The 26,601-nt window shown below is 45.3% G+C and carries 22 protein-coding genes and 1 tRNA gene; 11 read left to right on the top strand and 12 right to left on the bottom strand.

The genetic code is table 11. From position 1 onward, the window contains the following. Positions 1 to 76: 76 nt before the first annotated feature. A complete protein-coding gene (locus ACZ2XM_RS12100) occupies positions 77 to 730 on the top strand; it encodes a YcxB family protein (protein ID WP_490589045.1) in 654 nt (217 codons plus the stop codon). A 356-nt stretch (positions 731 to 1,086) separates the two neighbouring features. Further along, positions 1,087 to 1,557, top strand: coding sequence for a Dps family protein (locus ACZ2XM_RS12095; RefSeq protein ID WP_490589046.1), 471 nt, complete (start codon positions 1,087 to 1,089; stop codon positions 1,555 to 1,557). A gap of 142 nt (positions 1,558 to 1,699) precedes the next feature. On the opposite strand, the gene ACZ2XM_RS12090 is transcribed toward ACZ2XM_RS12095, so the two are convergent. From ACZ2XM_RS12090 to ACZ2XM_RS12080, 3 genes are all read right to left on the bottom strand, one after another. Continuing rightward, a complete protein-coding gene (locus tag ACZ2XM_RS12090; RefSeq protein ID WP_490589047.1) occupies positions 1,700 to 2,434 on the bottom strand; it encodes a DUF2057 family protein in 735 nt (244 codons plus the stop codon). Between the two features lie 142 nt (positions 2,435 to 2,576). Beyond that, positions 2,577 to 3,389, bottom strand: coding sequence for a DnaA regulatory inactivator Hda (hda, locus tag ACZ2XM_RS12085; RefSeq protein WP_490589048.1), 813 nt, complete (start codon positions 3,387 to 3,389; stop codon positions 2,577 to 2,579). Between the two features lie 347 nt (positions 3,390 to 3,736). After that, on the bottom strand, positions 3,737 to 4,840 hold the full coding sequence (locus tag ACZ2XM_RS12080) for an AI-2E family transporter (protein WP_490589049.1): 1,104 nt from the start codon (positions 4,838 to 4,840) through the stop codon (positions 3,737 to 3,739). Positions 4,841 to 5,348: 508 nt separating this feature from the next. On the opposite strand from ACZ2XM_RS12080, the gene purM reads away from it, so the two are divergent. Together purM and purN are read left to right on the top strand one after the other, a co-directional pair. Then, positions 5,349 to 6,404 (top strand): phosphoribosylformylglycinamidine cyclo-ligase, encoded by a 1,056-nt coding sequence (gene purM / locus ACZ2XM_RS12075; protein WP_490589050.1) that lies wholly within the window; start codon positions 5,349 to 5,351, stop codon positions 6,402 to 6,404. Continuing rightward, on the top strand, positions 6,404 to 7,171 hold the full coding sequence (gene purN / locus ACZ2XM_RS12070; protein WP_490589051.1) for a phosphoribosylglycinamide formyltransferase: 768 nt from the start codon (positions 6,404 to 6,406) through the stop codon (positions 7,169 to 7,171). The genes purM and purN overlap by 1 nt, the downstream gene beginning before the upstream one ends. A gap of 141 nt (positions 7,172 to 7,312) precedes the next feature. Here the strand turns inward: purN and ACZ2XM_RS12065 are convergent, their stop codons facing one another. Together ACZ2XM_RS12065 and ACZ2XM_RS12060 are read right to left on the bottom strand one after the other, a co-directional pair. After that, positions 7,313 to 8,701: an NAD-dependent succinate-semialdehyde dehydrogenase gene (locus ACZ2XM_RS12065; protein WP_490589052.1), complete on the bottom strand. Its 1,389-nt coding sequence runs from the start codon at positions 8,699 to 8,701 to the stop codon at positions 7,313 to 7,315. Positions 8,702 to 9,041: 340 nt separating this feature from the next. Continuing rightward, on the bottom strand, positions 9,042 to 10,031 hold the full coding sequence (locus tag ACZ2XM_RS12060; protein ID WP_201499115.1) for a LysR family transcriptional regulator: 990 nt from the start codon (positions 10,029 to 10,031) through the stop codon (positions 9,042 to 9,044). A gap of 827 nt (positions 10,032 to 10,858) precedes the next feature. Between ACZ2XM_RS12060 and ACZ2XM_RS12055 the strand changes: the two genes are divergently transcribed. Next, positions 10,859 to 12,442, top strand: coding sequence for an isocitrate lyase (locus ACZ2XM_RS12055; protein WP_490589053.1), 1,584 nt, complete (start codon positions 10,859 to 10,861; stop codon positions 12,440 to 12,442). Positions 12,443 to 12,643: 201 nt separating this feature from the next. On the opposite strand, the gene ACZ2XM_RS12050 is transcribed toward ACZ2XM_RS12055, so the two are convergent. Beyond that, a complete protein-coding gene (locus ACZ2XM_RS12050) occupies positions 12,644 to 13,924 on the bottom strand; it encodes a DUF4349 domain-containing protein (protein WP_490589054.1) in 1,281 nt (426 codons plus the stop codon). Between the two features lie 291 nt (positions 13,925 to 14,215). Here ACZ2XM_RS12050 and ACZ2XM_RS12045 point away from each other — a divergent pair, with 291 nt between their 5' ends. After that, positions 14,216 to 15,736, top strand: coding sequence for a CYTH and CHAD domain-containing protein (locus tag ACZ2XM_RS12045; RefSeq protein ID WP_490589055.1), 1,521 nt, complete (start codon positions 14,216 to 14,218; stop codon positions 15,734 to 15,736). A 129-nt stretch (positions 15,737 to 15,865) separates the two neighbouring features. Here ACZ2XM_RS12045 and ACZ2XM_RS12040 read toward each other — a convergent pair whose 3' ends face one another. Further along, positions 15,866 to 16,402 carry a L,D-transpeptidase family protein gene (locus ACZ2XM_RS12040; RefSeq protein ID WP_490589056.1) on the bottom strand — a complete coding sequence of 179 codons (537 nt, stop codon included), beginning with the start codon at positions 16,400 to 16,402 and terminating at the stop codon, positions 15,866 to 15,868. A gap of 101 nt (positions 16,403 to 16,503) precedes the next feature. On the opposite strand from ACZ2XM_RS12040, the gene ACZ2XM_RS12035 reads away from it, so the two are divergent. Next, the gene (locus ACZ2XM_RS12035; protein WP_490589057.1) at positions 16,504 to 17,826 is read left to right on the top strand and encodes a hypothetical protein; all 1,323 of its coding nucleotides are present in this window, start codon (positions 16,504 to 16,506) and stop codon (positions 17,824 to 17,826) included. A 129-nt stretch (positions 17,827 to 17,955) separates the two neighbouring features. On the opposite strand, the gene ACZ2XM_RS12030 is transcribed toward ACZ2XM_RS12035, so the two are convergent. Further along, a complete protein-coding gene (locus ACZ2XM_RS12030; protein ID WP_490589058.1) occupies positions 17,956 to 19,194 on the bottom strand; it encodes an argininosuccinate synthase in 1,239 nt (412 codons plus the stop codon). A gap of 389 nt (positions 19,195 to 19,583) precedes the next feature. On the opposite strand from ACZ2XM_RS12030, the gene pyrC reads away from it, so the two are divergent. The 4 genes from pyrC to ACZ2XM_RS12010 all read left to right on the top strand — a co-directional run bounded on the left by pyrC (position 19,584) and on the right by ACZ2XM_RS12010 (position 22,340). Further along, positions 19,584 to 20,657: a dihydroorotase gene (pyrC, locus tag ACZ2XM_RS12025; protein WP_490589086.1), complete on the top strand. Its 1,074-nt coding sequence runs from the start codon at positions 19,584 to 19,586 to the stop codon at positions 20,655 to 20,657. Between the two features lie 254 nt (positions 20,658 to 20,911). Next, positions 20,912 to 21,679: a ribonuclease T gene (rnt, locus tag ACZ2XM_RS12020; RefSeq protein ID WP_490589059.1), complete on the top strand. Its 768-nt coding sequence runs from the start codon at positions 20,912 to 20,914 to the stop codon at positions 21,677 to 21,679. A gap of 333 nt (positions 21,680 to 22,012) precedes the next feature. After that, positions 22,013 to 22,189 (top strand): hypothetical protein, encoded by a 177-nt coding sequence (locus ACZ2XM_RS12015; protein ID WP_201499108.1) that lies wholly within the window; start codon positions 22,013 to 22,015, stop codon positions 22,187 to 22,189. A 75-nt stretch (positions 22,190 to 22,264) separates the two neighbouring features. Then, positions 22,265 to 22,340, top strand: a tRNA-Glu gene (locus tag ACZ2XM_RS12010). A gap of 204 nt (positions 22,341 to 22,544) precedes the next feature. Here ACZ2XM_RS12010 and ACZ2XM_RS12005 read toward each other — a convergent pair. The 4 genes from ACZ2XM_RS12005 to eno form a co-directional block, all read right to left on the bottom strand. Continuing rightward, the gene (locus tag ACZ2XM_RS12005; RefSeq protein ID WP_490589060.1) at positions 22,545 to 23,153 is read right to left on the bottom strand and encodes a BLUF domain-containing protein; all 609 of its coding nucleotides are present in this window, start codon (positions 23,151 to 23,153) and stop codon (positions 22,545 to 22,547) included. A gap of 623 nt (positions 23,154 to 23,776) precedes the next feature. Then, positions 23,777 to 24,580: a 2-C-methyl-D-erythritol 4-phosphate cytidylyltransferase gene (gene ispD / locus ACZ2XM_RS12000; RefSeq protein WP_490589061.1), complete on the bottom strand. Its 804-nt coding sequence runs from the start codon at positions 24,578 to 24,580 to the stop codon at positions 23,777 to 23,779. A gap of 197 nt (positions 24,581 to 24,777) precedes the next feature. Next, positions 24,778 to 25,101, bottom strand: coding sequence for an FtsB family cell division protein (locus ACZ2XM_RS11995; protein WP_490589062.1), 324 nt, complete (start codon positions 25,099 to 25,101; stop codon positions 24,778 to 24,780). Positions 25,102 to 25,106: 5 nt separating this feature from the next. Then, positions 25,107 to 26,426: a phosphopyruvate hydratase gene (gene eno / locus ACZ2XM_RS11990; RefSeq protein ID WP_490589063.1), complete on the bottom strand. Its 1,320-nt coding sequence runs from the start codon at positions 26,424 to 26,426 to the stop codon at positions 25,107 to 25,109. Positions 26,427 to 26,601: the final 175 nt, after the last annotated feature.

Raw genomic sequence — 26,601 nt, 5'->3', positions numbered from 1 at the left:
GATACGCTACTAGCACCCTTAATCTGCTATTCTTCTTTAATTCACCTTCTTTTTATCCATCACATTGAGCACTCCCATGGCACTGTACCCTTATACCCTTCAGCCCGTCCCGTTAGATTTGAGTGAAGCAGAATTTCAACAAGCCCAGTATGAGTTATTTTCCCAATCTTCACAGTCATTTGGTCTAGCAAGCATCAAGATGAAAGAATGGATCATCATGGCTATTGTGGTGGTATTGGCTATTGCTGGCTTGGTATTTGTCACAGGGTATTCGACCATTATCTTTTGGGTCATGCTAGTCGCTGTCGTGATTTACGTGTTGATTCGTACGCTTGGCTTTAAATGGTATGTCAAAAAAGAGTTTGAAAAGCAAGTCGCTGAGCAAGAGATGCCTGATGAAATGCGCAATATCAAACTTGGCGTACAGAAACATGGCTTAATTATGGCCATGCCCGCCCCTGATATGGGTATGCAGCCCAAAGCCAGCCGTGGTATGCAGATGCGTACTGGCTCAGTACAACAAGCAGTCATTCCATGGACAGCGGTAAAAAGCTGGGAAGAGACCGACGACTTTATCTTTATGTTGTTTGAGATGAAAGGTCAGCAAGGCAGCCAAATTATTCCAAAACGTCTACAAGCACAAAAATTCCCTATCGACTCAGTGCGTAAGCATTTAGAAGAAGTAGTCCCTATCCGCGGCTTACGCCCTGAGACGCTAGCAGGTAAATAAGCCTTAGAGTTTGTGTCTGCTACTCGATTGGCTGTCTTTTATATCAAATAGTCATTGAGGCTTATTCGCATTAGTTCTTACTAAAAATGATGTTGATTAGATGAGCAACTGGTTTTAGTAAATCAATCGCAATGTTTAATATGATTCATTTAACTTAATCAGCTGTTTTTGCTATTATTCTTCTTGTGGTTAGGAAAGTTCGCCTTGACCTCTTATGGTATAATTTCACCAACATCCGTTGAGACTGTTTACTAAAGATAGTCAGCATCGTTAGGGTGTGGTAAAGCGGGCTTTCTTAAAGAAATCTATTCTAATAACGCAACATTTATAATTGACTAATAATTAAGGATAAGACTATGAGTACCAACCAAATCGGTCTAGAAAGAGCAGATATGCGCGCTATCATCGAAAAATTAAACGGCCTATTGTCTAGCTACCATATCTATTACATTAACGTTCGTGGCTATCATTGGAACGTAAAAGGTGAGCACTTCTTCTCACTGCATGAGAAATTTGAAGAGCTATACACTGATTTACAATTACAAATTGACGAAATCGCTGAGCGCATCTTAACGCTAGGTGGCACGCCACTACATGCTTACAGCGACTTTGCGCAAAACGCTAGCATTAAAGAAGATAAAAACGTCCATGATGGCAAACAGTGCGTCCATGGCGTAGTAGCCGGTCTGCAAACCCTTATCGAAGAGCAACGTAATGTCGCTGCTGCGGCTGAAGAAGCTGAAGACCAAGGTACTGCTGACCTAGTCGCTGACTATGTGCAAGAGCAAGAAAAGCTCGTTTGGATGTATAACGCTTTCCTAGGCTAGTTTATTACCAGCTGATCCTGTTTTAACTGTTTATGTTACTAAAGTAAAGCAGCCGTAAAATAAAAGCCCGTAACTTAATGAGTTACGGGCTTTTTTATGACAGTCAGCTTTAGCTTAAAGGCACTACGCAAACATCATGTGCTTACTGCTGAATCCACTGACGCATTTTTTCACGTTCAGCGGGCGTAGCCTTGAGCCACAGCTGCATGAATTGGTCTAAGGTCGCTGCATTGTTGCTAACTGCAGGAGCTGGTGCGGCTACGGTTTGAGTCGTTTGAGTCAAAGGCGCCATAGCGGGAATAGCTTGCGTATTAGAGGTATTAGCTACTGAACCGGTCTGCTCTAAAGATGCGATGGCTCGTTGATTCGCAGCTTGGGCATCATTACCGCCGCCAAAAATCCCACCCAAGGCATTGCTTAACCCAGAGAAGATGCCGCTGTCGTTATTAACCATACCTTTTTGACTGGCCACTACGGTAGTGCCTTGCGTGACTGCTAAAGTAGGCTGTTTGGCATACTCTTTGGCCGCACGGTACTCTTCTGGCTGCCCTAACATAGACAAGGTGTAAGTCTGATTGTCTTGCATTTCAGCGGCTACACTGACGTTACCTGAGCGCAAATAGTCGTGCTCATCACGGCGCACATCGTAAAGACGATCGTATTTAGCAGTGATGACATGCTTACCAGGGGCTAGCGTGAATTCTTTGGCTAAAGGCTGCAAAAGACTTTGGCCAATTTCTTGACCATTAATCGCCGTCACCTTGATATGGTCATCCACCTTTAGCGTTACGGCGGCTTGGGCATATAGTGGCAACATAACTGCGCCTACTAGCGCACCAGTGACCAGTAACTTATTCATATTCGCTGCAAATTTCATGAGGTATCCTAGAGTAGGTAGGGGTAAGAAATGAGTCAATAATTCAGAAAAAAGTAAAGAAAAGGCCAGCTAAGCGGCGTAATAGCACACTATAAAGACCATCTGCTAATCATAGATAAGGGTAATAAAGTCTGTATAACCGCTAAAGATTTAACGACATAGTGGTCGGTTGTGGCGTGTCAGAGTCTGACTCATTATCCAATGCGTCTGCGCTCATACCCAAATCCAATAATTCAGCGACCAGCGTTTGCTCATCAATCGTCTTAATAGCCTCGCTAATGACGGCTTTGGAGATATTAACCCGGCTTAAATTAGAGAACATCGGCTGGATATAATTTAACACGTCCATCATAGCGCCGATACGATGCGGACCTTCAGTGAGCAGATGGTTCATGATGCGCTCATCAAACTGCCAACCGCGTCGTTTCAAGATCGACTCTAGCATCGTCTGTCGGTCTCTAATATCGTGGCCATCGGGCACTCTAAAAGAAGGCGCTTGCATTAAGCGGCTGAGCAAATCGGTCAGTTGAAAAGGCAATTCGCTAGCCGGTTTATTGGCAGCAAATAACAATTGGCGCTGCCCCTCTCGGCTGCGATTAATCAAGTGAAATAAGGCTTCTTGCCACTGCGGGCTCTCTTCTAGGATCTCTAAATCATCGATAGCGATGACATCAAAAGTCTCTAGGGAGGACAGCACATTCACATCGGTATAGACTAATTCGTTTAACGATAAATAAATAGCGGATTTGTCTATCTCAAGGAATGACTCGCAAATCGCAGACATAAGGTGCGACTTGCCCGTAGCCGGACTGCCATGCAAATAAAGCTGGCGCATCAAGCCGACATGCATCTGCCTGACAGCGTCAATAATCGCCATCCACCCAGGACCCGCAAAATCGCTAAGATTAGCGTCATGCTTGATCTCTAAATTTAGGCTAAGCTGCGTATCTGCCATGAACCTTCAACTCAATCAGTGTTATCGCCACTGGCCATTCGCCTAATTCTTAGACTATAGCTGCCTTGATAACCGTATTAATTTTTAGCTATATATACCACATTTATAAAATCACTGACAAGCGTGGCCACTTGCCGAGCAATATACCAACCCTAGTAATTCAATATAAATATCAATTAGTTATAGTTAATTACTAGCGATATCATACGCGTAAATCAGCACAAAGCCACTACAGTTGAATTGAGCTACTGTGCCGATCTGCCACCTAGATGAATTATAACCTTAATTAAGGCTCTTTGCTGAGCGTCATAAAAACTCTCGAACCAACTGCCTATTTATCAGTCACGCTATCTATCAAATAGCTTGAGCTGCTTACGGCCTCTATAAAAATCGCTATTTAAATAGGCGGCGTATAAATGTCTAAATAAGACGTTGATTACAGCGGATACAGGTAGCGCAATCAGCATACCGACGAAGCCTAATAAGCTGGCGCCAGCTAAGACTGCAAATATGACCCAAAGTGGCGATAGACCAATTTTATCCCCCAATAATAACGGTTGCAGCACATAGCCTTCGACGGCTTGCCCCACTAAAAAAGCACCGACGATTAAACTTAAATGGAACCAATCTAGGCCAAACTGAAACAAGGATGCGGTCACAGCAGCGATAAATCCTAGCCCAAATCCTAAGTAAGGCACAAAACTGGCCACGCCTGCCGCCATACCAATGATTAAGCCAAGCTCTAAGCCAATCAATTGTAGCTGCACGGCATAGATAATGCCGAGCAGTATCATGACCAATAACTGACCTTTGATAAACTCTTTGAGCGCTTGGTCACATTCGTGGCAAATCTGCAGGGTCTTTTTAGCATAGCCTTTAGGGATAGCCATCTTCCACTGTAATAAGCGTTGGTCCCAATTGAACAGAAAATAAAAGGTCAAAATAGGCACTAACACAATCAGCCCCGCATTATTGATAAAGGACATACTCGAGGCCAGCACCTGACTCATTAATGAGCCAGCATCCCCTGCACTATAGTTCCTTTGCATATAGTCGACTAAGGTCTCAGAAAAACCTTTGACTTCTAATACCGGCAGTACAATACGGGTGTTATCCGCCAACCAACCCCGCAGCACGTCATTGTACCAAGTCACGGCTTGCGGCAAATAGGCCCAAGCATCCTGCAATTGCGTCCATAGCGTCGGTATGAGCCACCATAGCAGCAGTACCATCATCGCAGTAATCGCAGAATACACCACTAAGATAGCCATCCAGCGGCGCACGTAACGGCTCAATTTTTTGACTAAAGGATCAAATAAGTAAGCTAAGAAAAACGCCACGACAAAAGGGATAATCACGGGCATCATTAAATGCAGCAGGATAAATGCTAAAACAATAGCGACTAAAATAAACAGACGCCGAAAAAATGGATCAATAACCTTGGTTTGCATGGGTGGTAGTTCCTAAAATAGTGCTGCCTTAACTAGGCGTATCGGCGGTATTATCGCAGACTAATGTCGTTAATAAAGTTATTTTTATTAGCTTAGTTAACCTCGCTACGTATTTATAAGATTTAGCTTAACAGACGGCTCTCTAGGTAGACTATGTTGAACTCTAATCGTCAATAGGTAAATAAATCCTTTAGTTACCTTTGCCACGTCCCTTAGCGGAATATTTTTGTTCGTTATCTCAAGATTAGCACGATATTCCTAATCATTTTGTGACAGTGCCGGATTATTCGTTATAATGTGCCCATAATGATGACGGTAAGATTAAATACTGGTCACTCTTAGTGACTCGCCAAGTAATTCTTACGTTAAAGTAGCCGTAAAGCGATGCCACTATACCCCGCTTGCGCCACTGGATATTACTGATTTACTGCCATTTTTTAATGCAATTTCTTAGTCATCTCAACTCGACAGACTCCTCCTCTCTCAAAATACAGGTAGCCTACTTCTCATGAGTAACTCCCCTTCTCTAAGCTATAAAGACGCTGGTGTGGACATTGATGCCGGTGATGCCCTGGTTCAGCGTATTAAATCCGTAGCCAAAGCCACGTCACGTCCTGAAGTGGTCGGCGGTCTAGGCGGCTTTGGTGCGCTTTGCCGTATCCCGCAAGGCTATCGCTCGCCATTACTGGTCTCTGGTACTGACGGCGTTGGTACTAAGCTCATGTTAGCGCTACAGTTAGAGCGTCATGACACTATCGGTATCGACCTAGTGGCTATGTGTGTCAACGACCTGTTAGTGTGCGGTGCAGAGCCGCTATTCTTCCTAGATTACTATGCCACGGGCAAGCTGGATGTCGATACTGCAACTGCCGTAGTGACGGGTATTGGCGAAGGCTGTAAGCAGTCAGGTTGTGCCTTAATCGGTGGTGAGACGGCCGAGATGCCTGGTATGTATTCTGAGGAAGATTACGACTTAGCCGGCTTCTGCGTCGGTGTGGTCGAAGAGTCTGAAGTGATCACTGGTGAAAATGTCGCGGAAGGCGATGTACTCATCGGTCTAGCCTCTAGCGGCGCCCATTCCAACGGCTACTCGTTAGTGCGTAAAGTCATTGAAGTGAGCGGTGTCGATATCAGCACTAGCGATGAGACCCTAGATGGTCAACCTATCGCTGATGCGTTAATGGCCCCCACCAAAATTTATGTCAAAGCTATCCGAGCGCTACAAGACGCTTTGGGCAATGCCAACCTGCATGCTATGAGCCATATCACGGGTGGCGGTCTGACTGAAAACTTGCCACGAGTATTGCCAGAAGGCTTAAGCGCCCAAGTCAATACGCAGAGCTGGCAGCTGCCTGAGCTTTTCACTTGGTTGCAGCGTCATGGTAATATCGAGCAATCTGAGATGTATCGTACCTTTAACTGTGGTGTGGGTTTCGTTATCGTCGTACCCGCTGCTGAAGCTGAAAAAGCTATCGCCGTCTTAACCGAAGCGGGCGAAACGGCTTGGCAACTCGGCACTATGATCACTCGTAGTGGTGATATCGCTGCCGTAGACTTTATCTAATGACGCTGCCACCGCTTCCGCAACTGGGCGGACTGAGTCCAAAAGAGACTACGACACCGCTTAGAGTGGTCGTTCTAGCCTCGGGTAATGGCAGCAATCTGCAAGTCATGATTGATGCGATGAATGCGGGTGTGCTGCCTATTAAAATCGTGGGGGTCATCTGCAATGTCAAAGATGCCTATGCGCTGACCCGTGCGGCCGAAGCTGGGATTGATACGGCGATTTTCTCGCATATTTTGACCGGTGAAAATGCTGGCAAGCGTATGGATATTAAGACTTTTGAGCGCCATGCTAAGTTTAAGCTTGCCCAGTGGCATCCCGACTTGATTGTGTTAGCAGGCTTTATGCGCGTATTGAGTGGCGATTTTATCAATGCAGCCCCTGCCCCGATGATCAACCTGCATCCTTCGTTGTTGCCCGCTTATAAAGGTCTCGATACCCACGCCCGCGCTATCGAAGCTGGTGAGCGCCTGCACGGCTGTAGTGTGCATGTGGTGACCGCTGAGCTGGATGCTGGTCAAGTGTTGACGCAAGCGCTGCTCTCCATTCGTGCCGATGACACTGCAGACTCGCTACAAGGTAGAGTGCAAGAGCTAGAGCATCAATTATTGCCTTGGACGATTTTGTTGATTGCCAATGGGATGATTCCGAAGGCTGCGCTATCAGGTGAACCGGCTATAGCTGAAAGTACCGATGACCATGCAGCAGCAGAGTCGCCTTTACCGACCTTACCGTTACGTCTTTGGTTAGATGAGCAAGTGCTTTAGGCTACCAGTGCTTCATATTAATAGCAGCCATTGCCCTACTTACTGAATAAAAAAATCCCCAACTGCTTAGCAATTGGGGATTTTTTTATCTAGCGCTAGTCCTATAGGTTAGCAATAGGGCTAGCCGTGTCTAACCTTAAACTAGGCAGGTTTAGCGCCAATCACATGGATACCTTTGATATTCACGAACTCTTTAATCCCAAAGCCGCCATGCTCGCGACCATGACCTGAGTCTTTCACGCCACCAAAAGGCATAGCAGGGTTAGCTAGACCATAGCCATTGATATACACCATGCCGGTATCAAAGTAGTCACGCGCTAAACGAATGGCCTTATCTTCGTCTTTAGAGAAGATAGCGCCCCCTAGACCATAACGGCTGTCATTGGCTAGACGTAGCGCATCGTCTTGATCTTTGGCACGGATTAGCGAGGCTACTGGACCAAATAGCTCATCTTCATAAGCCGGCTGGCCAGGTTTGACATCTTCTAGGATAGTCGCTGGGTAATACGCACCCTTACCTGCTGGTATTTCACCCCCTAGCGTAATGGTAGCGCCTTTTTTCACACTCTCTTCTACTTGCTCATGCAGTTTAGTACGCAAATCTTCTCGTGCCATAGGACCAATCTTCGACGTCTCTAACATCGGATCACCCAGCTCATATTTGGCAAACTCTTTGACTAGGCGATCACGGAACTCATCATAGATACTATCTACTACGACAAAGCGCTTGGCGGCCACACAGGTTTCGCCATTGTTATAAAGACGGGCATGGGCACAGGTCACCACAGCCAAATCAATATCGGCATCTTCTAACACAATGAAGGCATCGTTTGAACCTAGCTCAAGCACGGTCTTTTTGATGACTTTAGCGGCTTGCTGTCCGACGATGACGCCTGCCGTGTCACTACCGGTCAAGGTCACACCGCGTACTTTTTCATGACCGATAACTTTTTCTGACTGGTCATGGTCAATGAGAAGCGTGCGGAATAAAGCTTTAGGCAGCTTAGACTCATGCATTATTTTTTCGACTAATAATCCTGAGCCTGTGACGTTTGAAGCATGTTTAAGCAAGATGCTATTACCTGCCATTAAATTGGCGATGGTATAACGGAAAACCTGATACGCTGGAAAGTTCCACGGCTGGATACCATAAATAATACCAATAGGCTGATACGATACTAGCCCCTTTTTCATGCCTTCAACTTCACGTTCATCGTCAGCAAGAGCGGTAATACCATTAGCGGCTGTGTAGTCGCAAATACCTTTGCATAGGGCTATTTCTTGTAGGCTCTGCTCATATAGCTTACCGCGCTCTTGGGTCATCAATTTGGCCAGTTCTTCCTCGTGTTTCATCAAGGAATCCCCAATCGATTTGATGACTTCTGCACGCTCTTCAACACTGGTCTCACGCCATTGTAGAAAAGCTTCATGCGAGTTATTAATAATGTCATCAACTTGCTGCGCATTCATATACTCATAGTTAGCAATGTCTTCGCCAGTAGCGGGATTGACTGTAGTAATATCTGCCATTTTTTTATTGTCCTTGTCATTTTTAGTAAAAAATCATTGTTAGTAAAAACTTTATTAGAAGAAGTTTCTGATTAATATCTGTTTATCAAAACCCAGTCATTAAAAACCAATAATTAAAACCCAGTCATTAAAAACGACTGTTAAGTAATACTTAATTTTAATTGATATAGGTTAACTTCAAACTAATAATAGCCTAACAGATTCAGCTCAATAGACTTTTACGTTTCATAGAGATATGTGGCTAACATGTTGCGAGTAAAGGTTTTAGGTGACAAAAAACCCTAGTTTTGGGCTAGGGTCATTGAGAGGTTACGCAAGCTTACTTTTATGTCAGCACAGTTTAGAACAAATGATTAATCACCGGGACTTCATGCCCTTCATGCTCCTCATCGGCGACCACTTGACGCGCCACATGCATGATTAGCTGACGCAACCAACGGTGCGCAGGATGATGCTGCAATAGCGGTGACCAGGCCATCGTCAGCTCAAATTCAGGAATAAAAAACGGCGGCTCTTTCATTACGATGCTGTCGTTATCCGCCTGCATTCTAGCGACACGGGTTGGCAAAGTAGCAATCAAGTCTTTATTAGCGGCTAGCATCGCAGGCATCTGATAATGACGCGTAAAGACACTAATTTGACGCTTTTGGCCCAGACGCTGTAAGGCTTGGTCGATAGAGCCTAGACCACCCGACTTATCGGGATTGACCCCAAAGCCTACGCCCATACCAGTTTTTGACACCCAAACGTGCTGTGCTTTTAGATAGTTCTTTAAATTAAAACGGTTTACATAGGGGCTTTCTGCGGCGAGCAAACAACTAAAGGTATCGCGCCATACCAACACTTGGTGAAAGCTCTGCGGAATTTCGTTAAAGCGGTTAATAGCTAAATCAACACGACCCTGTTCCATATCCCGGTATGAGACATCAGAAGGGGTCAAAAAGTCCAAGATGACATTCGGGGCTTCCGAACGTAACGCTTTGACTAAACGCGGTACTAGCGTCGCTTCTGCATAATCTGAGGTCATAATCCGGAACACCCGCGAGGTGCTATAAGGACGAAACTCTGTGCGCGGCTCCAATACTTGGGTCAAATCCGCCAATATTTCGCGGATACGGGGCTGTAATTCTAACGCGCGCTCAGTCGGCGTCATGCCCTCGGATGAGCGCACCAATAAAGGGTCGTTAAATAATTTGCGCAGGCGTCTTAAAATATTACTCATCGCAGGTTGGGTAATGCCCAATTGTTCTGCTGCCCGAGTGACGTTTTTTTCTCTTAATAAGACGTCTAAATGTACTAATAGGTTTAGATCTACGCGTTGCAAATTCATATAAATTTCTCTTTAAACATCTTTTTAGGCCATTTTTTAGCTAAATATAAGTGCGCTGGATGAACCTATCCAGTAGCCAATACCTTACTTTTAAATCACTTATATTTTACTCAATTTTCACTTCATACTAGGCGGTCTGCCCATCACTGTAGACACTCACAGGCTAAAATTACTAAATATCCCTTATAAAATAATCTGTTACATTTATTAGAGATAAAACCTTCATTAGCGTCTATTTAGCTCTGCAGAACCCACCTTAAACCCTTGCTACCACTATACTATAATTAATAAAAATACCCAAGATAACTATCATAAATTAGATAAATTAAGGTAACCTAGCTATAGTAACTGGCAAGCGCTCGTTAGTCGTTCTTTATTATCAGACCGTTATCATTAGCTTTTAATGGGCTAGCTGCTAAGCATTATTTTATCGCATCTTAAAGATTCGGTAGAAGCTAAAAACTTATTATTTAACCTTGCGCAAACTTATCTTTGTAGCGCTCATTTGTCTCTGAGCTTGAATGGGCCGCTGGCATTGTTTAGGGTAATAAAAGCTTTAGCAGCTAAAGCAAGTCTTTTAAAAGGCTCAATTAAGCCTCGAGAAGTGTGCAGTTATTGGGCAAAATGATAAAAGCTGACCAAAGCGACAGGTTTTGATTGCTTTTAGGGCAAAACTCTTATAGTTTAATACTTGCTACTGGCAGAGACTTAGTATTTTAAGCCATACCTTCTGCGAGCAACTTTCTACTTATATCAAACCACTTATAGAAAAGTCATCCTATCTATTTTTTGATTCACTCATTCGTTCACCACCAAGGAGAGTATTGATGTCGACTTATACATCAGCAATTGATCATATCCGTGAAATAAAACAAAAACATGGCAACTGGCAGAACATTAGCGAGACTGATGCCGCACGCATGATGGTCCAAAACCGCTTTAAAACTGGTCTTGATATCGCTAAATATACTGCTGATATCATGCGTAAAGATATGGAAGAGTACGACGCTGACACTTCTAAGTACACACAGTCTCTAGGCGCTTGGCATGGTTTCATCGCTCAGCAGTCTATGTATGCTGCTAAGAAATACTTCGGTACGACTTCTAAGCGTTACATCTACCTATCAGGTTGGATGGTTGCAGCCCTACGCTCAGAGCTTGGTCCTTTACCTGACCAATCAATGCACGAAAAAACGACTGTGCCTGACCTAATCAGAGAGATCTACACGTTCCTACGTCAAGCTGATGCGAAAGTATTAAACGACTATTTCCGTGAGCTAAAAGCCGCTACTGATGCTGGTAAAGACACTAGCGAGATCCAAGCTAAAATCGATAACTTCGAATCTCATGTTGTGCCAATCATTGCTGACATCGATGCCGGTTTCGGTAACGAAGAAGCGACTTACTTGCTAACGAAAGCTATGATTGAAGCCGGTGCTTGTGCTATCCAGGTTGAAAACCAAGTATCTGATGCTAAGCAATGTGGTCACCAAGCGGGTAAAGTAACTGTACCGCATGAAGACTTCATCTCTAAAATCAACGCTATCCGTTATGCTTTCCTAGAGCTTGGTGTTGACAACGGTGTTATCGTTGCTCGTACCGATTCTGAAGGCGCATCACTAACTCAGAAGATCCCAGTATCTAATGAGCCAGGTGACTTGGCTTCTAAATACATCGACTTCATCGACGTTGAAGAAATCGACATCTCTGAAGCGCAAGAAAACGACGTATTGCTTAAGCGTGATGGCAAGCTAGTTCGTCCAGTTCGTATGCCTAACGGTCTGTACTCTTTCCGTGAAGACACGAACATTGACCGCGTTGTCCTTGACTGTGTAACGGCTCTAGAAAACGGTGCTGATCTACTTTGGATCGAAACACCTACTCCAGACGTTGAACACATCAAAATGATGGTTGACCGTATTAAAGAGCAGCAGCCAAAAGCGAAGCTTGTATACAACAACAGCCCATCATTCAACTGGACGCTTAACTTCCGTAAGCAAGTGATCGCTCAGTGGGAAGAAGAAGGCAAAGACATCTCAGCATACGACAAAGACAACTTGATGAGTGCTGACTACGACGGTACTGAACTAGATACTGCTGCTGATGACGCTGCTCGTAACTTCCAACGTGATGCATCACGTGAAGCTGGTGTATTCCATCACTTAATCACGCTACCGACTTACCACACCACTGCCCTAAGCGTGCATGAGCTTGCTAAAGGCTACTTCGGTGAAGACGGTATGTTGGCTTATGCTGCTGGCGTACAACGTAAAGAAATCCGTGAAGGCATCTCTTGTGTTAAGCACCAAGCCATGGCGGGTTCTGACCTAGGCGATGATCACAAAGAGATCTTCTCTGGTGATATGGCACTTAAAGCTGGCGGCGAAAAGAACACGATGAACCAGTTCTAATTAGCGACCAACTGCTATTAGCTTAAGTACTTTTTTAAGCTTAAAAAAACCGCCCTGCTAGTAATAGTGGGGCGGTTTTTTATGGTCTGGACTTTGATGCTCAAGCTTTATTTAACTAATAGCTCTTTGCTAAAGGCAAGTGCAAATAAATCCGAGTCATTATAGTTCGGGCAACTGTATCCGTTATAAATCGAATCAACTCTAAGTAATATCGTCGTCTTTATTGACACTATTATTGGGAGGCATAACCACTGGTCGAACGACTTTTTTGGTCGCAGGCTTACGCGCAGTATTGCGTTTAAATAAGCGTCGTAGCGTAGTTCGCAGCGCTTTGTAAAGCAGATAAGCTAAGGCTATTAATGCCCAGAGCCACCACAGTTGGATAATACCTAACACCACTGATTTTAAAACATCCCAACCTGATTTAAACGCTTCACCGGCTTGTGAGATAAACCCAGGTTGCTCCGCTTCTAGTAATACGTCTAAATTTTGCGTGGTCTCTTTATAGGTATTAGGCGGTTGGTTAAAACTGAGCGCGATAGTGCTAAAGCGCACTTTATCAGCGATATCCATCTGCGTAAGCTTGGCCAGCTGCTGTTGCTGTTTGGCCGCATAAGTGGCGGTAATCGTATCAACATTGCTGCCCTGCTCTTTTTCATTATCACTATTGAGCCGCTCCGCGCTTAGCTCAGCCGCCATATCGCCGTTCAGTTGGGCGGCTAATTGCTCACGATAGATATCTAAGGTGACATCTTGGGCGCTAAACTCTTGCCCCTGCAAAAAGGCGACCTGCTTTTGCAGCTGGCGCATAAATTCGCTGACCTTTGCCTTAGGGATTCGCACCGTCATATCGGCATGCCGCGAATACGTGGTCAAACTGATATCTTGCTCACCGCTAAGGTAAGTGCGCCGGTCTATCTCATTGTTGCTAATGCTAATTGCGGCCACGTAACCGCCTTGCTGCCGGGTTAAGGTCTCGATAGCATCCTTACTTTTGACCACGTCCGCCACTTTAAAGTCAGCGCGAGCATTGACAACTAGCGTCTTACCCGGAATCTCAATATCAGCGACTTGGCTGCCTAGGGTCTGCTCGCTATCGCCTGAGATATTTTCAACGGCTAGTCTCTCAACGGTCTTTTCCTTAGTCTCCGCAGCACCCTCTACCGTAGCTTGCGGCGCCGCAGCTATCTCTTCCATAGCCATATCTTGATAGGACTCTATAGCCGCCTCGCTCTCGTAGCCGTCCTCTGGGACCTGACCACAGCCGCTTGTTAATAAGACCGCTATGCCCATGCTGCCCAAGACTAGGCGATAAGACCCTGTTGCTGTTGCTGTTGCTGTTGCTGTTGCTGTTGCTAGTAATGATACTGATACTGGGATCCCCCCTAATTCTATAGGCTCTGCAAGCGGTCTAGCAGCCCCCATAGGCTTAGACAGAGTTTGCGTGGATGCTCTGGATAAATCATTGAATTTATTTAACATACACAGCCTACTTTTGTCTAATTGTTGGCCTTGATTATAGCGACTTTTAGTACAAAATATCTCCATAACATGAAATGTTACGAGTTGGCCGCATAGCCCGACTTACAACACTTATTACTCTATTAAATTTAGAGGTTGGCTATTGTCATGAATCTGTCATGTAATTTAGCTTGTCATTCCTCTGCAGCTCCCATAGGATGTGTTGATTATGATAATTTTTTAGGCCTACCTCATCTTATGGCCTAGACGTCTAGTTCTATTACTAATGAATAAAAACCGCCGAGGAAAGTCATGCAAGAGATTGAACTGAAGTTTTTAGTGCCTGAATATAAAGTAAATGCGCTCATGCGACAAACCAAAATTAAATCTTCTGCAACCTCGCAATTGGCAGCTCACTATTTTGATACCGCAAATCGCGAATTGGCAAACGCTGGTATCGCCCTACGCATTCGTAAAGAGAACGCTGATTGGGTGCAGACTATTAAGGCCGCCGGCGATGGTATGGCCGCTCGCCTTGAGCATAATCATATATTGGATCAAGCAGCGGCTGAGCAAGCTATTCAAGATCAGGCCTTAGCGCCTGATTTAAGTGTCTATCAAACAGGCGAGATTGCCACAGTACTGCAAGATTTTAAAATGAAAAAATTGGCGAAGTCGTTGCAGCGTCAATACGTTACCGATGTCGAGCGGATTACTCGCCTGGTAAAAAAAGACAGCAACGTTATCGAAGTGGCTTATGACACCGGCGTCGTGATTCATGGTGAAGATGATACCCAGCAAAGCAGTATTCATGAAGTCGAATTTGAGCTGATAGAAGGCGATACGAGTTATCTGTTTGAGATTGCCAAGACTTGGTGTAAGCGCTATAAGCTGTGCGTCTCTACCGTCACAAAAGCAGAACGCGGGGGTCTGTTGGTCGCGGGCAAAGCCCATTCTGACGCGACTAAGGCCAATGCAAACCCATTAGAAGTCACGGCTGAGATGAGCCCAGCTGAGTTTTTACGTGCGGTTGTGCATCACTGTATGCTGCAGATATTGCCCAACGCCAGTGCTATCGCTGCCGGTAGCCAAGATGGCCATCATGTGCATCAGCTACGTGTTGGCATACGTCGCCTACGGACTGCGCTGAAGTTTTTTGCGGACTTCTCAGACACTATTAATTCAGATTGGATGCCGGTGCTAAAGCAAACGTTTAGCCTCCTTGGTGAATACCGCGATCGTGAGTTGCTGCAGACCAAGACCCAGCCTATGCTAGAAGACAAAGGTGCGCCTTTCGTAGATTGGGCACCAGAACGCGACAGCCTAATGGTCGCCCCCATAGATGCGGTGCGCGCCAACGACTTCCAGATTACTTTACTGGAGCTGATTGAGTACAGCATGGGGTCTACAGATGCCGATAGTGCTACTGAGACAGACGCTACCAGTAAGCCCGCTAAAGACCAGGTGAGTAAGATACTTGGCAAACTATTTGGCAAAATCTCACAAGCCAGCAGTCATTTCGCCGAGCTCGATATCGAGGCCCAGCATGATGTCCGCAAACGCCTAAAAAGCTTACGCTATATCAGCGAATTTGTGGCCCCAATGTATAAAAACAAACCTACTAAGAAATTCTTAAAATACCTTGAGCCGGCACAAGAAGTGTTAGGAGAGTATAACGATGATATTGTGGGTCAAGAGTTCTATCGCCTGAAAGCCGAGAGCGATGCGGCGGCTTGGTTTGCTGTGGGTTATTTTAGTGCCCAACAACAGCATGCGGCTAGAGATTGTGCCGTGAGCTTAAAATCTGTACAGGATGCGCCGGTTTTCTGGTAGCGGTCTAACGCTCTTTCGAACGAGTCCTACCTTTTTACCGACCTATACGTCTATAACCCTATATAAGAAAAGGCTGGGAGAATATCTTCCAGCCTTGTTTCGTTCTGTAGTCGTTACTCGCGAAAGCAACTAAGCAACGATATTAACCACTGTCCCTTCCACGACTTGCTCAAACAGCTCAACAACATCTTGATTGCGCATACGAATACAGCCAAAGGATAGCGGGATGCCCATCGGCTCAGAGTCTGGAGTACCGTGGATATAGACGTAGCGCTCATAAGTATCACAACAGACGCCATTAGCATCAACGCCTTTATTCAGCCCCTCTTCGCAGCCTTCTAAACGTAAGATACGGCTTAAAATCCAATCACGCTCAGGGTACTCTTGTCCAAGCTCCTCGCTATAGACCTCACCGGTAGGAACGCGAGCAATAAACACAGCGTTAATAGGCTGCTCACCGCCAATCTTACTGCCAATAATATGGCGACCTAGCGGTGTCTTGCCGCTGCCTTCCGTACTGCCAATACCATTTTCAGCCGTAGAGACTGAGTACGTTTTTACCAACTCACCATTACGGTAATGTCGTAAAGTCTGCTCACTCACACTTACGAGTAATTGTGAGGCATCTGTATTCGCGGCGCTAGCGTTATCAGAGGGCTTGGTCATAGTCATATCTACTTATTTTAAAATGCTAAAGTTTATTTAGGGATTGTAACATGGAGATTGTGACCTTAATATAGAGTCACATTCCTTAACACTGTGGTCTTATGAAACTTATTTCACCGACACGGGTGTCGATTTATGACTTTATGTATACCGACACCTTGCCGCTGACGCCTTTATTAGCCGACATCTCGCATTTATCTCTACCACAGTCCAAACGCGCCCTCACCGCTAGCTTACAAGCCTTGCTCAGCGCTTTACTGTCTTACCAAGCTCGTCATGGCGGCACTGCGGTGCTAAAAAAACTGTTTTCGCGCAGTGGTATTAAGGACTTGCGCCAATACAATTCGATGAATTTCGTCACGATGAGTATTGCGTTAAATTATCGGCAAGCCGTCGCTGATGCGATATTCCTAGATGCACGCAGTCTCGCTGCCGCAGTAGATTATATCGCTGCCGATATTCAAGCAAAGCCAGAACAAGTACACACCTTATTAACCACACTTAGCGTCATATTTTTGCGTGAATTAGCTATTTTAGCGGACTACGCCCAGCTCGATAGCGAGGATGTTAGCGAGTGGCTACAACTGCAACCGCAGTTTTTATCCGCAGCTCGATTTGACCCCGTCAATAACGACCCCGCCTTAGAACTAGCGACCCTCACTCAGCAAAACCAGGCTTGGGATAAACAGAATAACAATACGACTAATAATACCAATAACAATACGGCCGCCACTAGCGATAACCGCCCTAAGCAGATTTTAAATCAAGAAATTGTGCAAGACTTAGCGGCTATGGACGCTATCATTGCCCCGCCACCCTTTGACCCTTACTGGTATGAGATTACTCATTACTCGCCAGCCCCTATAGTTATCACCGAAAGTAACGATGATGGTGTGCCGCATTATGCCAAAATCATCGGGCGCTCGGTAGACAATGCCGATCAAAGCCTGCACGATGATTTGCTAGCTTTTGGTCCTATGGGCGCCGTATCGCTACCGCATCAACGCTGGTTATTACAGCTGGCCAAGATTAGTGATATTTATCTCAGTCGCCAACGTTTGCGCATCGCATCAGAGCCAAAATCGCCGCCTAGCCGCCCCTTTGTTAGTTTAAGTATGTTAGGGGTCACTCCAACAGTAGCCACCCCTACAGATGAGATGGCTAGCAAGGCCACACTGGTGCCCCCTAAAGCCAAACCGCTTTGGAAAGACCCGGTTATCTTATTAATATTCATAGTGATTGGGGGATTAGGCGCTCTAGCTATGCTGAAATACCAATCCAAACAAGCCAATATTATGCAGAACACCGCTACTGTCGCCAAAACTAAAGTTAAGGCTAAGCCTAGCTCAATGTCGGCTAAAGCTAGCGACGCCGACACTAATAATGGTACTGGCACTGATAGCCAAATCCAGGCGGCAAAATAACTAACAACCGTCAGCTATTATCTAGTGTGGGTATTAATCAAGGTTAGTAAAAGGTATAAAAAAAGCAGAGCCTCGAGAGGCTCTGCTTTTTTCGTTGTACTAATACTGATACTAGCGATATACGCGGACTTATTTAGATAAGTCGCGACCACGACTGGCTTCGATAGCCAGACGTAGACCGTTTAGACGGATGAAACCTTCTGCGTCTTTCTGATCGTAAGCACCGGCATCGTCTTCAAAAGTAGCAATCTTTTCGTCAAATAGTGAATCGTCTGACTTACGACCGACTACGCTCACGCTGCCTTTATATAGCTTCACGCGCACCGTACCATTGACGTATTCCTGCGACTTGTCGATTAGCGCCTGTAGCATTTCGCGCTCAGGACTAAACCAGTAGCCGTTATAGATAATCTTAGCATAGCGTGGCATTAGTTCATCTTTAAGATGCGCCGCTTCACGGTCTAGCGTTAAAGACTCAATACCGCGGTGGGCTTTGAGCATGATAGTGCCCGCTGGCGTCTCGTAGCAGCCGCGTGACTTCATACCCACATAACGGTTTTCTACGATATCTAGACGGCCGATACCATGCTTGCCACCCAACTCATTCAGCTTAATCATGACTTCGAAGGGCTTGAGACGCTCGCCATCGATAGCCACTAAGTCGCCTTTTTCGTATTCAAGCTCTAGATATTGTGCTTCATCTGGGGCTTGCTCTGGGCTCACTGACCAGCGCCACATATCGTCTTCAGCTTCGGCGAATGGGTCTTCTAAGATACCGCCTTCATAAGAGATATGCAGTAAGTTGGCATCCATCGAATAAGGAGACTTTTTCTTATTGCCAGCAAAGTCGATTGGGATATTACGCTCTTCTGCGTATTTCATTAAGCTTTCGCGGCTCGATAAATCCCACTCGCGCCATGGAGCAATCGTTTTGATATCTGGGGCTAGGGCAATGGCACCTAACTCAAAACGCACTTGGTCATTACCTTTACCGGTAGCGCCATGGCTGATAGCGTCAGCGTTATGCTCTTTAGCGATTTCAACCAAGCGTTTTGCAATTAATGGACGCGCGATTGAAGTGCCTAATAAATACTCGCCTTCATAAATGGCGTTAGCACGGAACATTGGATAGACGTAATCACGAGCAAATTCTTCGCGCAGATCTTCGATATGGATATTTTTGATGCCCATGGCTTTAGCTTTAGCACGCGCAGGCTCAACTTCTTCGCCTTGACCGATATCGGCGGTGAAGGTAATCACTTCAGCGTCATAGGTCTCTTGTAGCCATTGAGCGATGATCGACGTGTCTAGACCGCCAGAGTACGCCAATACAATCTTATTGATATTTTTTGGATCAAGTTTTGACATAGAAAATCCTTATATAATGAATAACAAACGCAAAAAACATAGTGCTCGCTTAAGTCGAATTTCTTAAGATAAGCAAAATAAGCGCAGACCAAGCCTAAAGACAGCCATTTAGCGGTCAATCCGTTGGTCTATCGTCTAAAAATACGCCCCAATACCTCATTATAGAATAGACCGTCTGCTGGCTTTAGTAAACCCTTAGCGCTTTATATTGCTTACATATTGTGCATTCTCACCCGCTGCTCATTTAGTCGCTAGGCAAAATCTGTTATCATATCGCTATCCTAATTTAAGTGCCGATTTGCTCTATGACTGCTCAAAATTTAGCTACTTCGCCTGCTCATGATACCTCTGCCACTTTGCCCGTAACTGACGCTATTTCTGCGGATACTATGGCCCAGACTATTACCCTAATCCAGCCGGATGATTGGCACATTCACTTGCGTGATGGGGCTGCTCTAAAAACGACGGTAGCACACGCCGCACAAAGCTTTAATCGAGTAATGTGTATGCCCAATTTGGTACCGCCCGTTAAGACGGCTAGCGATGCCATTGCCTATCGCGAGCGTATTATGGCAGCGCTCCAAGCTTCTGACTTGCCACAAGCCCGCAAAGACGCTTTTGACCCGCGCATGACCCTATACTTAACCGATCATACGACGGCAGCAGATATTGCTGAAGCCGCTCGGTCAGGTCTGGTACAGGCGGTCAAACTTTATCCTGCAGGCGCTACTACCAACTCTGCAGACGGCGTGACCGACATTAATAAATGCGTCGATATCTTTGATGCGCTTGAGAAGTACAACCTGCCCTTACTCATTCATGGTGAAGTAACCGCTTCTCATGTGGATATCTTTGACAGAGAAAAACGCTTTTTAGAAGAAGTACTCAGCCAGATTATTGCGAAATTCCCTGAGCTTAAGATTGTAGTGGAGCATATCACCACTAGCGATGCGGCTGACTTTGTGTTGGAGCAAAGCAACCGAGTCGCCGCCACGATTACTCCGCAACATTTATTATATAACCGCAACCACCTGTTGGTAGGCGGTATCAAACCGCATTTCTATTGCTTGCCTATCTTAAAGCGTGAACAGCATCAGAAGGTCTTACTTGATGTGGCTACCAGCGGCAACCCTAAGTTCTTCTTAGGCACCGACTCGGCACCCCATGCTACCCATGCCAAAGAAAACGCATGCGGCTGCGCAGGGTGCTACAGCTCTTCTATCGCACTGCCGCTATATGCCACCGCTTTTGACAGCGTGGGTAAAATCGATAAGCTGGAAGGGTTTGCCAGTCGTTTCGGCGCACAATTCTACGGTCTGCCGGTCAACGAAAGCACCATTACGCTAGTGAAACAGCCGCTACTTGTGCCTAGCCACTATCCTTATCTAGCAGATACTGCGGAGCACACTACCGTCACGCCACTGGCAGCCGGTGACACCTTGCCTTGGTCATTTAGCAGCTAATCTAAGCCATTAGCAGTGAGCCGGTTGAGTGGCTAGCTGCTAACAGTCTGCGGCTACTGACTTATCTTAGGGCTATAGTGAGACGCTATCTTTTTTCCTTATAGGATAAGGGGATGGATAGCCTAGTTACTTAAACCTGTAGTCCTTTAAGAGCTAGCATCACCACTGGCTGTGACCGCCATAACTGCTATCACCCTATTACCCGCTGCTTGCCTGCCTTTTTCTAACTAAAATTAACTGAACTGATGCCTTGTATGAATGCACCTGATACCCCAATGCCGCCAGCAGAAAATACTGTGACTCCCGTGACTGACGCCACTACTGCAAACGCTACCAATGACGTGACTGAGAGCGAAACTAAGTTAAAGCTCAGCGAACGCTTTCGTAAGTTTATGCCTGTGGTAGTCGATGTCGAGACTGCTGGTTTTAATGCCCAGACCGATGCCTTATTAGAAATTGCCTGTATTCCTATCTTATTGGATGAGACAGGTCACTTCTACCCGGGCGAAGCCGTCAATTCGCATATTGAGCCTTTCGAGGGCGCTAATCTTGAGCCACGCGCATTAGCCTTTACCGGTATTGACCCCAGCAACCCTATGCGCAAAGCTATTGCCGAAGAAGAGAAAGTCGCTATGCGCCGTATCTTTAAAACTTTAAAGGAAGTGCGCCGGGAGCATGAGTGCCGCCAATGCGTCTTGGTAGGTCATAACGCGCATTTTGACTTAGCTTTTCTCAATGCCGCTATCGAACGCACCAATAGCAAAAATCACAGCCCTTTTCATGCCTTTTCCGTATTCGATACCGTAACCCTTTCAGCGCTAGCTTTTGGCCAAACGGTATTAGCGCGGGCGTGCAAAGCCGCAGGATTAGAGTTTGATGGCAATGATGCCCACTCTGCCCTGTATGACACGCAAAAGACCGCTGAGCTGTTTTGCCACATTTTAAACAATTATCCTATGCTACCTAATGCTTTACATGTTGAGCAAATACCAGTAGAGTTAGAAGACAACGACAAACCATAGGCAGCGTCTTGGTATCGTTCTATTAGGGGAATAGCTCAGTAACCGACTATTTGACCTTTATAGTTGCGATAACCACATTGCTAAGGATATTAATACGACGGCGATTTTTTAGTCCCTTTCCTCTAGTTTTTAGTTAGTCCCATCGCCTTCCCATGCTGTTATGTTAAATTTGCAGTATATCGGCCGCACTACTCATCGATCCTGATGCGATTACTCAAAATTTCATGATGACATTCCTGACTATCCTTGCAATGCAACTTAGATACTTGCTGCTTAGCCTTATATATAGAGGCAAGGTGCTCTATATGTGAGCCGGATAAAAAGGAATTTATCATGCAGCCACATCATATACTCTGGTCCACCATCGGCGGTTATATGCTATTAGCCGTGACTATTAGCATCATCACTTCCCTTTGGATTCGTCATCATTTAAAGCAGTTTGAGACCGGTGCTTCGTGTGCCCTCAAGCCAATACCATTAAATTTAAAAAAGTTTGATAAAAAAGCTTGACTCACCATAACTTTAGCCTTAGAATACGCACCACTTCGACATTAATGGTGAAAGCAGTCGAAGTTAGTTGTACTAGTCCCCATCGTCTAGAGGCCTAGGACACCGCCCTTTCACGGCGGTAACGGGGGTTCGAATCCCCCTGGGGACGCCACATACCTCGGGACGCAGTTATTGTTAATAGTGACTATCGCTACTAAAATAACTGAGTAACACTAAAAAAGCCAAATTCATTGAATTTGGCTTTTTTTTGTCTAAAAATTAACATAGCTGCTCTATTTAAGATGGACACTAGCAAAAGCTGCCCATCGCACCCTATCTTATGACCCTAATCATTGAACGACTCTGTATTACTGCTCTAGAAGCTACTGAACATCAGAGAAGTGACCGTTATCAGCACTAGGGCACCCAATATGGCTTGTACCATAAAGAAGGCTTGATGATCGCTAAACAGACGGGTCACGGTAAAGCCTAAGGTATTGTATTGAATGGGCGGCGTCTGATCCTGCTCATGCTGATCTAGATGGTCTTTCAATACCTCCAAAAACATTTCCCAATCCTTGCCTCTCCAGCGGTCTGGACGAAAAGGCAGCAGTTTTTTCATCTGTGACTTATTGACCAACCAATTTTCTAATACTAAAGATTGTAAAGACCAGCCCGCAAATGCCCGCTCTGATAATCGATCAAAATGTAAGACTTGCATGTCTTTATGACGATTATCTAATACCAGTTCATTTTTAAGATGAGTTAGGGCCTCTTCACTACCTTCTAAACATTGAAAAAAGTAGCCGTTGCCGTAGCACAGCACACCCGTAATATTATTCTGTTGGTTATTAGCGCTAGCAGTAGCGGCAATGTCATTTAAAGTACCTGCGGCCATCATGCCAGCAGAAGTAATCCGGCTAATGTATACCATACTGTATAGCTCTTCTGGCTGCGCTATAGCGGGTGCGGTGATCGATACCAAGTTGTTTCTCCTAACGCAATGTCATGACAACATTGCAAAATTGGTTGGTGCAGCAGCTTTTATATCCATATCACTGCCATTAATAAGACAGCGACTAGCTATGAATGGCTTATAAGAAAGGCTACTGCTCAACCAAATATTAACGCGTACAACACACAGGGCAGAATTAGCGATAACTGATTATAAAATGTAGTAAAGAGGCTAAGTGCACGAATGTGTGCTTCCCTTAATCAGCAGTCTGATAATTTATAGCTTTATAAGCTAAGGGAACTTTCAGGGTCTCTTCACTATCAAGCGCTAACTTGATCATTCGATATTTGCCTGCCGGCATGTGCGGTAATGAAAGCTTAGAGGCCTATAAAAAACCTTTATGCTTGAAAAGGACCTACGGGAATAACTAAGAAATGGAAGTATGAATATTATTGAATTATTTTTATTGGGCGCATTATTAATAACGCTACTGCCACAACAAGAAAGATTATAAACAGCTAATGTTTGTTTGATATGTTATTTCGTATAGATAGTGTATCTAAAGCGATAAGTTATCATCTTATGCGCTATTCGCAGTTAAAGCAAACAATTTTTCAATAGTTTCTGCAAGTTTTCTTATTTTATATGATGGCTTATCGCTCTATTGCATCTTGCGAGTCCATAGCTAAAATTGCTAATAACAAGTTATGGTCTTCGGGATAGGTCAATTTCAAATTTTCACGACTGCCGGCTACCAACTTAACGGGTAAGGATAAGGCTTCAAATGCACTGGCTTCATCCGTAATAGCTAGGTTGTGCGCTGCCACGTACGCTAAGACCTCGCGTAAAGCTGCTAAGCGGAATACTTGTGGGGTTTGCGCTTGCCATAACCCATCTCGACTGACGGTATTGGCGATATAAGCGCCGCTATTGTTGTCATTAACCTCTGGCTGTTGCGCTTTTAAAGTATCCGTCACTGGGCAGGCTAAAATGGCCCCATAGGGTTCGGTGCTGGCCGCCTTAATAACAGCATCTATGTCTTTACGAGGGACTGCCGGTCTAGCGGCATCATGAATTACCACCAGCTCATCGGCACCACCTCCAGCGTCGAGTAACGACTGCACGCCTGCTTGCACCGATTGCCAACGCTCAGCTCCGCCTATCGCAAAATTTACGGGTATCGCATAGTCCAGTTGCTGCGCCTGCTTATCATCAGCGGCAATCACAATAAGACACTCATGAATATCAGAGCAGCTGGCCAAGCGGGCTACCGAGTGCTGCAGTAAGGTCTGTGTGCCCAATTGAGTATATTGTTTAGGTAAGTCAGAGCCGAAGCGACTGCCCTTCCCCGCCGCTACTATTAACGCATGAATAGCTATATCAGCACTTCCTACTGTCTTAGAATTATCTTTAAGCTGTGCGGCTGCTTTGGCAGCGTTACTTTGGTTATGAGTCATAAGCACTGTTTTTATTTATCCTGTAGTTATACTTACTGTATTTCAGTTTAATACCGTGCAATTGATAAGTTTATAAAGTAAAAACGGCAGTCAGAATCTAATTCTAACTGCCGTTACGGTCTACTTTACTTAAGTGTGCAGCGCTAAAGCTTAATGACCTATTACTAATAAACTAGCACTTTAGTAAAAACCTAGCTCTAATTGGCAGTCGCTGCTGCTGAACGAGTCGCGGTCGGAGCAGTAGAGAGCTGCACAAAGGTCTCATCCGCTTTTATCAGACCTAAGTCTAAACGCGCATGCTCCTCGACGGCTTCTAAACCCGTCTTCAAATCGCGAACATCTGCGCGCAAGATATTATTATCAGCGACCTGATTGTCATTAATTTGCTGCTGTTCAGCAATCTCACTCAGTAAAGCTTCATACTGGGCATGCCCATTTTCCCCTAGCCAATACTGATACTGCAGCCCTAAGAATACGGCCACAGCGACAATAAACAACATAAACTGGCTAAAGTATTTCATGGTAATTACTCGCCACGTAGACCGATGAATTCTTGTGGACCGCGATAGCTGGCACGCACTTGCTGCTCAATACGAAGCAGTTGGTTGTACTTAGCTACGCGGTCTGAACGGCATAGCGAGCCCGTTTTAATCTGACCTGCAGCTGTCCCTACGGCCAAATCAGCAATAGTACTGTCTTCCGTCTCACCTGAACGATGTGAGATAACCGTAGCATAACCGTTTTTCTTCGCCATATAGATAGCATCTAAGGTCTCAGAAAGCGTACCAATCTGGTTAAACTTAATCAAGATAGCATTAGCGATTTTCTTATCGATGCCTTCTTGTAAGATAGCTGGGTTGGTCACGAATAAATCATCGCCTACCAACTGCACTTTATCACCGATTTGCTGGGTTAAATAAGCCCAACCTTCCCAATCTGACTCATCCAGACCATCTTCGATTGAGATGATAGGATATTGATTGGCTAGGCCGACTAGGTAGTCTGAAAACCCTTGGCTATCAAAAGCTTTATTGCCTTCGCCCGCTAAGATATATTGACCGTTTTTATAGAACTCACTGGCAGCACAATCTAGCGCTAAGTAGATGTCTTTACCTGGCGTATAACCGACTTGTTCGATAGCCGACATAATGACGGTAATGGCTTCTTCATTGCTACGTAAGTTAGGGGCAAAGCCACCTTCATCACCAACAGAAGTGCTTAAGCCTTGTGACTTTAGGACTGATTTTAAGCTATGGAAGACTTCTGTACCCGCACGTAGCGCATCAGAAAAGCTGCTAAAGCCGACTGGCTCAATCATAAACTCTTGGATATCGACGGTGTTATCCGCGTGCTCACCACCATTTAAGATGTTCATCATCGGCACAGGCATAGTCAATGAGGTCTGACCCCGTAGATTGGCGATGTACTGATGTAGCGGTAAGCCTTGTGATAGAGCCGCTGCTTTAGAAGCTGCTAACGATACCGCTAGCATGGCATTTGCGCCTAAATTGCCTTTATTTTCAGTGCCATCTAACGCAATCAAGATGTCATCAATCTTTTGCTGTTCGGTCACATCAGTATCAACTAGAGCGGCACGAATCTGGCTGTTCACATTAGCCACTGCCTTTTTTACGCCTTTGCCCATGTAGCGAGTCTGATCGCCATCACGCAGCTCTAAAGCTTCACGAGAGCCCGTGGAAGCGCCACTAGGGGCAGCAGCACGTCCTAGCGTACCATCCGCTAAGATAACATCAGCTTCAATCGTAGGGTTGCCACGCGAGTCTAGAATCTCTCTAGCTAGAATATCTTTGATTTCACTGACGTTCTTGGTATCTTCAGCGTACATAATGTCTCCAAACATTTAGATAGAATATATATAGATAAAATACATGAAACCACGATCAATTGGCCGATAAGCCAAGCGGATCTTTTTTGCAGAGCTTGTCGTCATGATACGGGGTTAACCCAACATGAATTACGCTCAATACTTAGGCAGTCGCTGTGACTGTCCATAACAATAC

The sequence above is a fragment of the Psychrobacter sp. CoH-33_TS_01 genome (genome assembly GCF_058189395.1).
The sequence above is the reverse complement of the archived record's forward strand: the minus strand, read 5'-3'. Positions and strand labels throughout refer to the sequence as shown.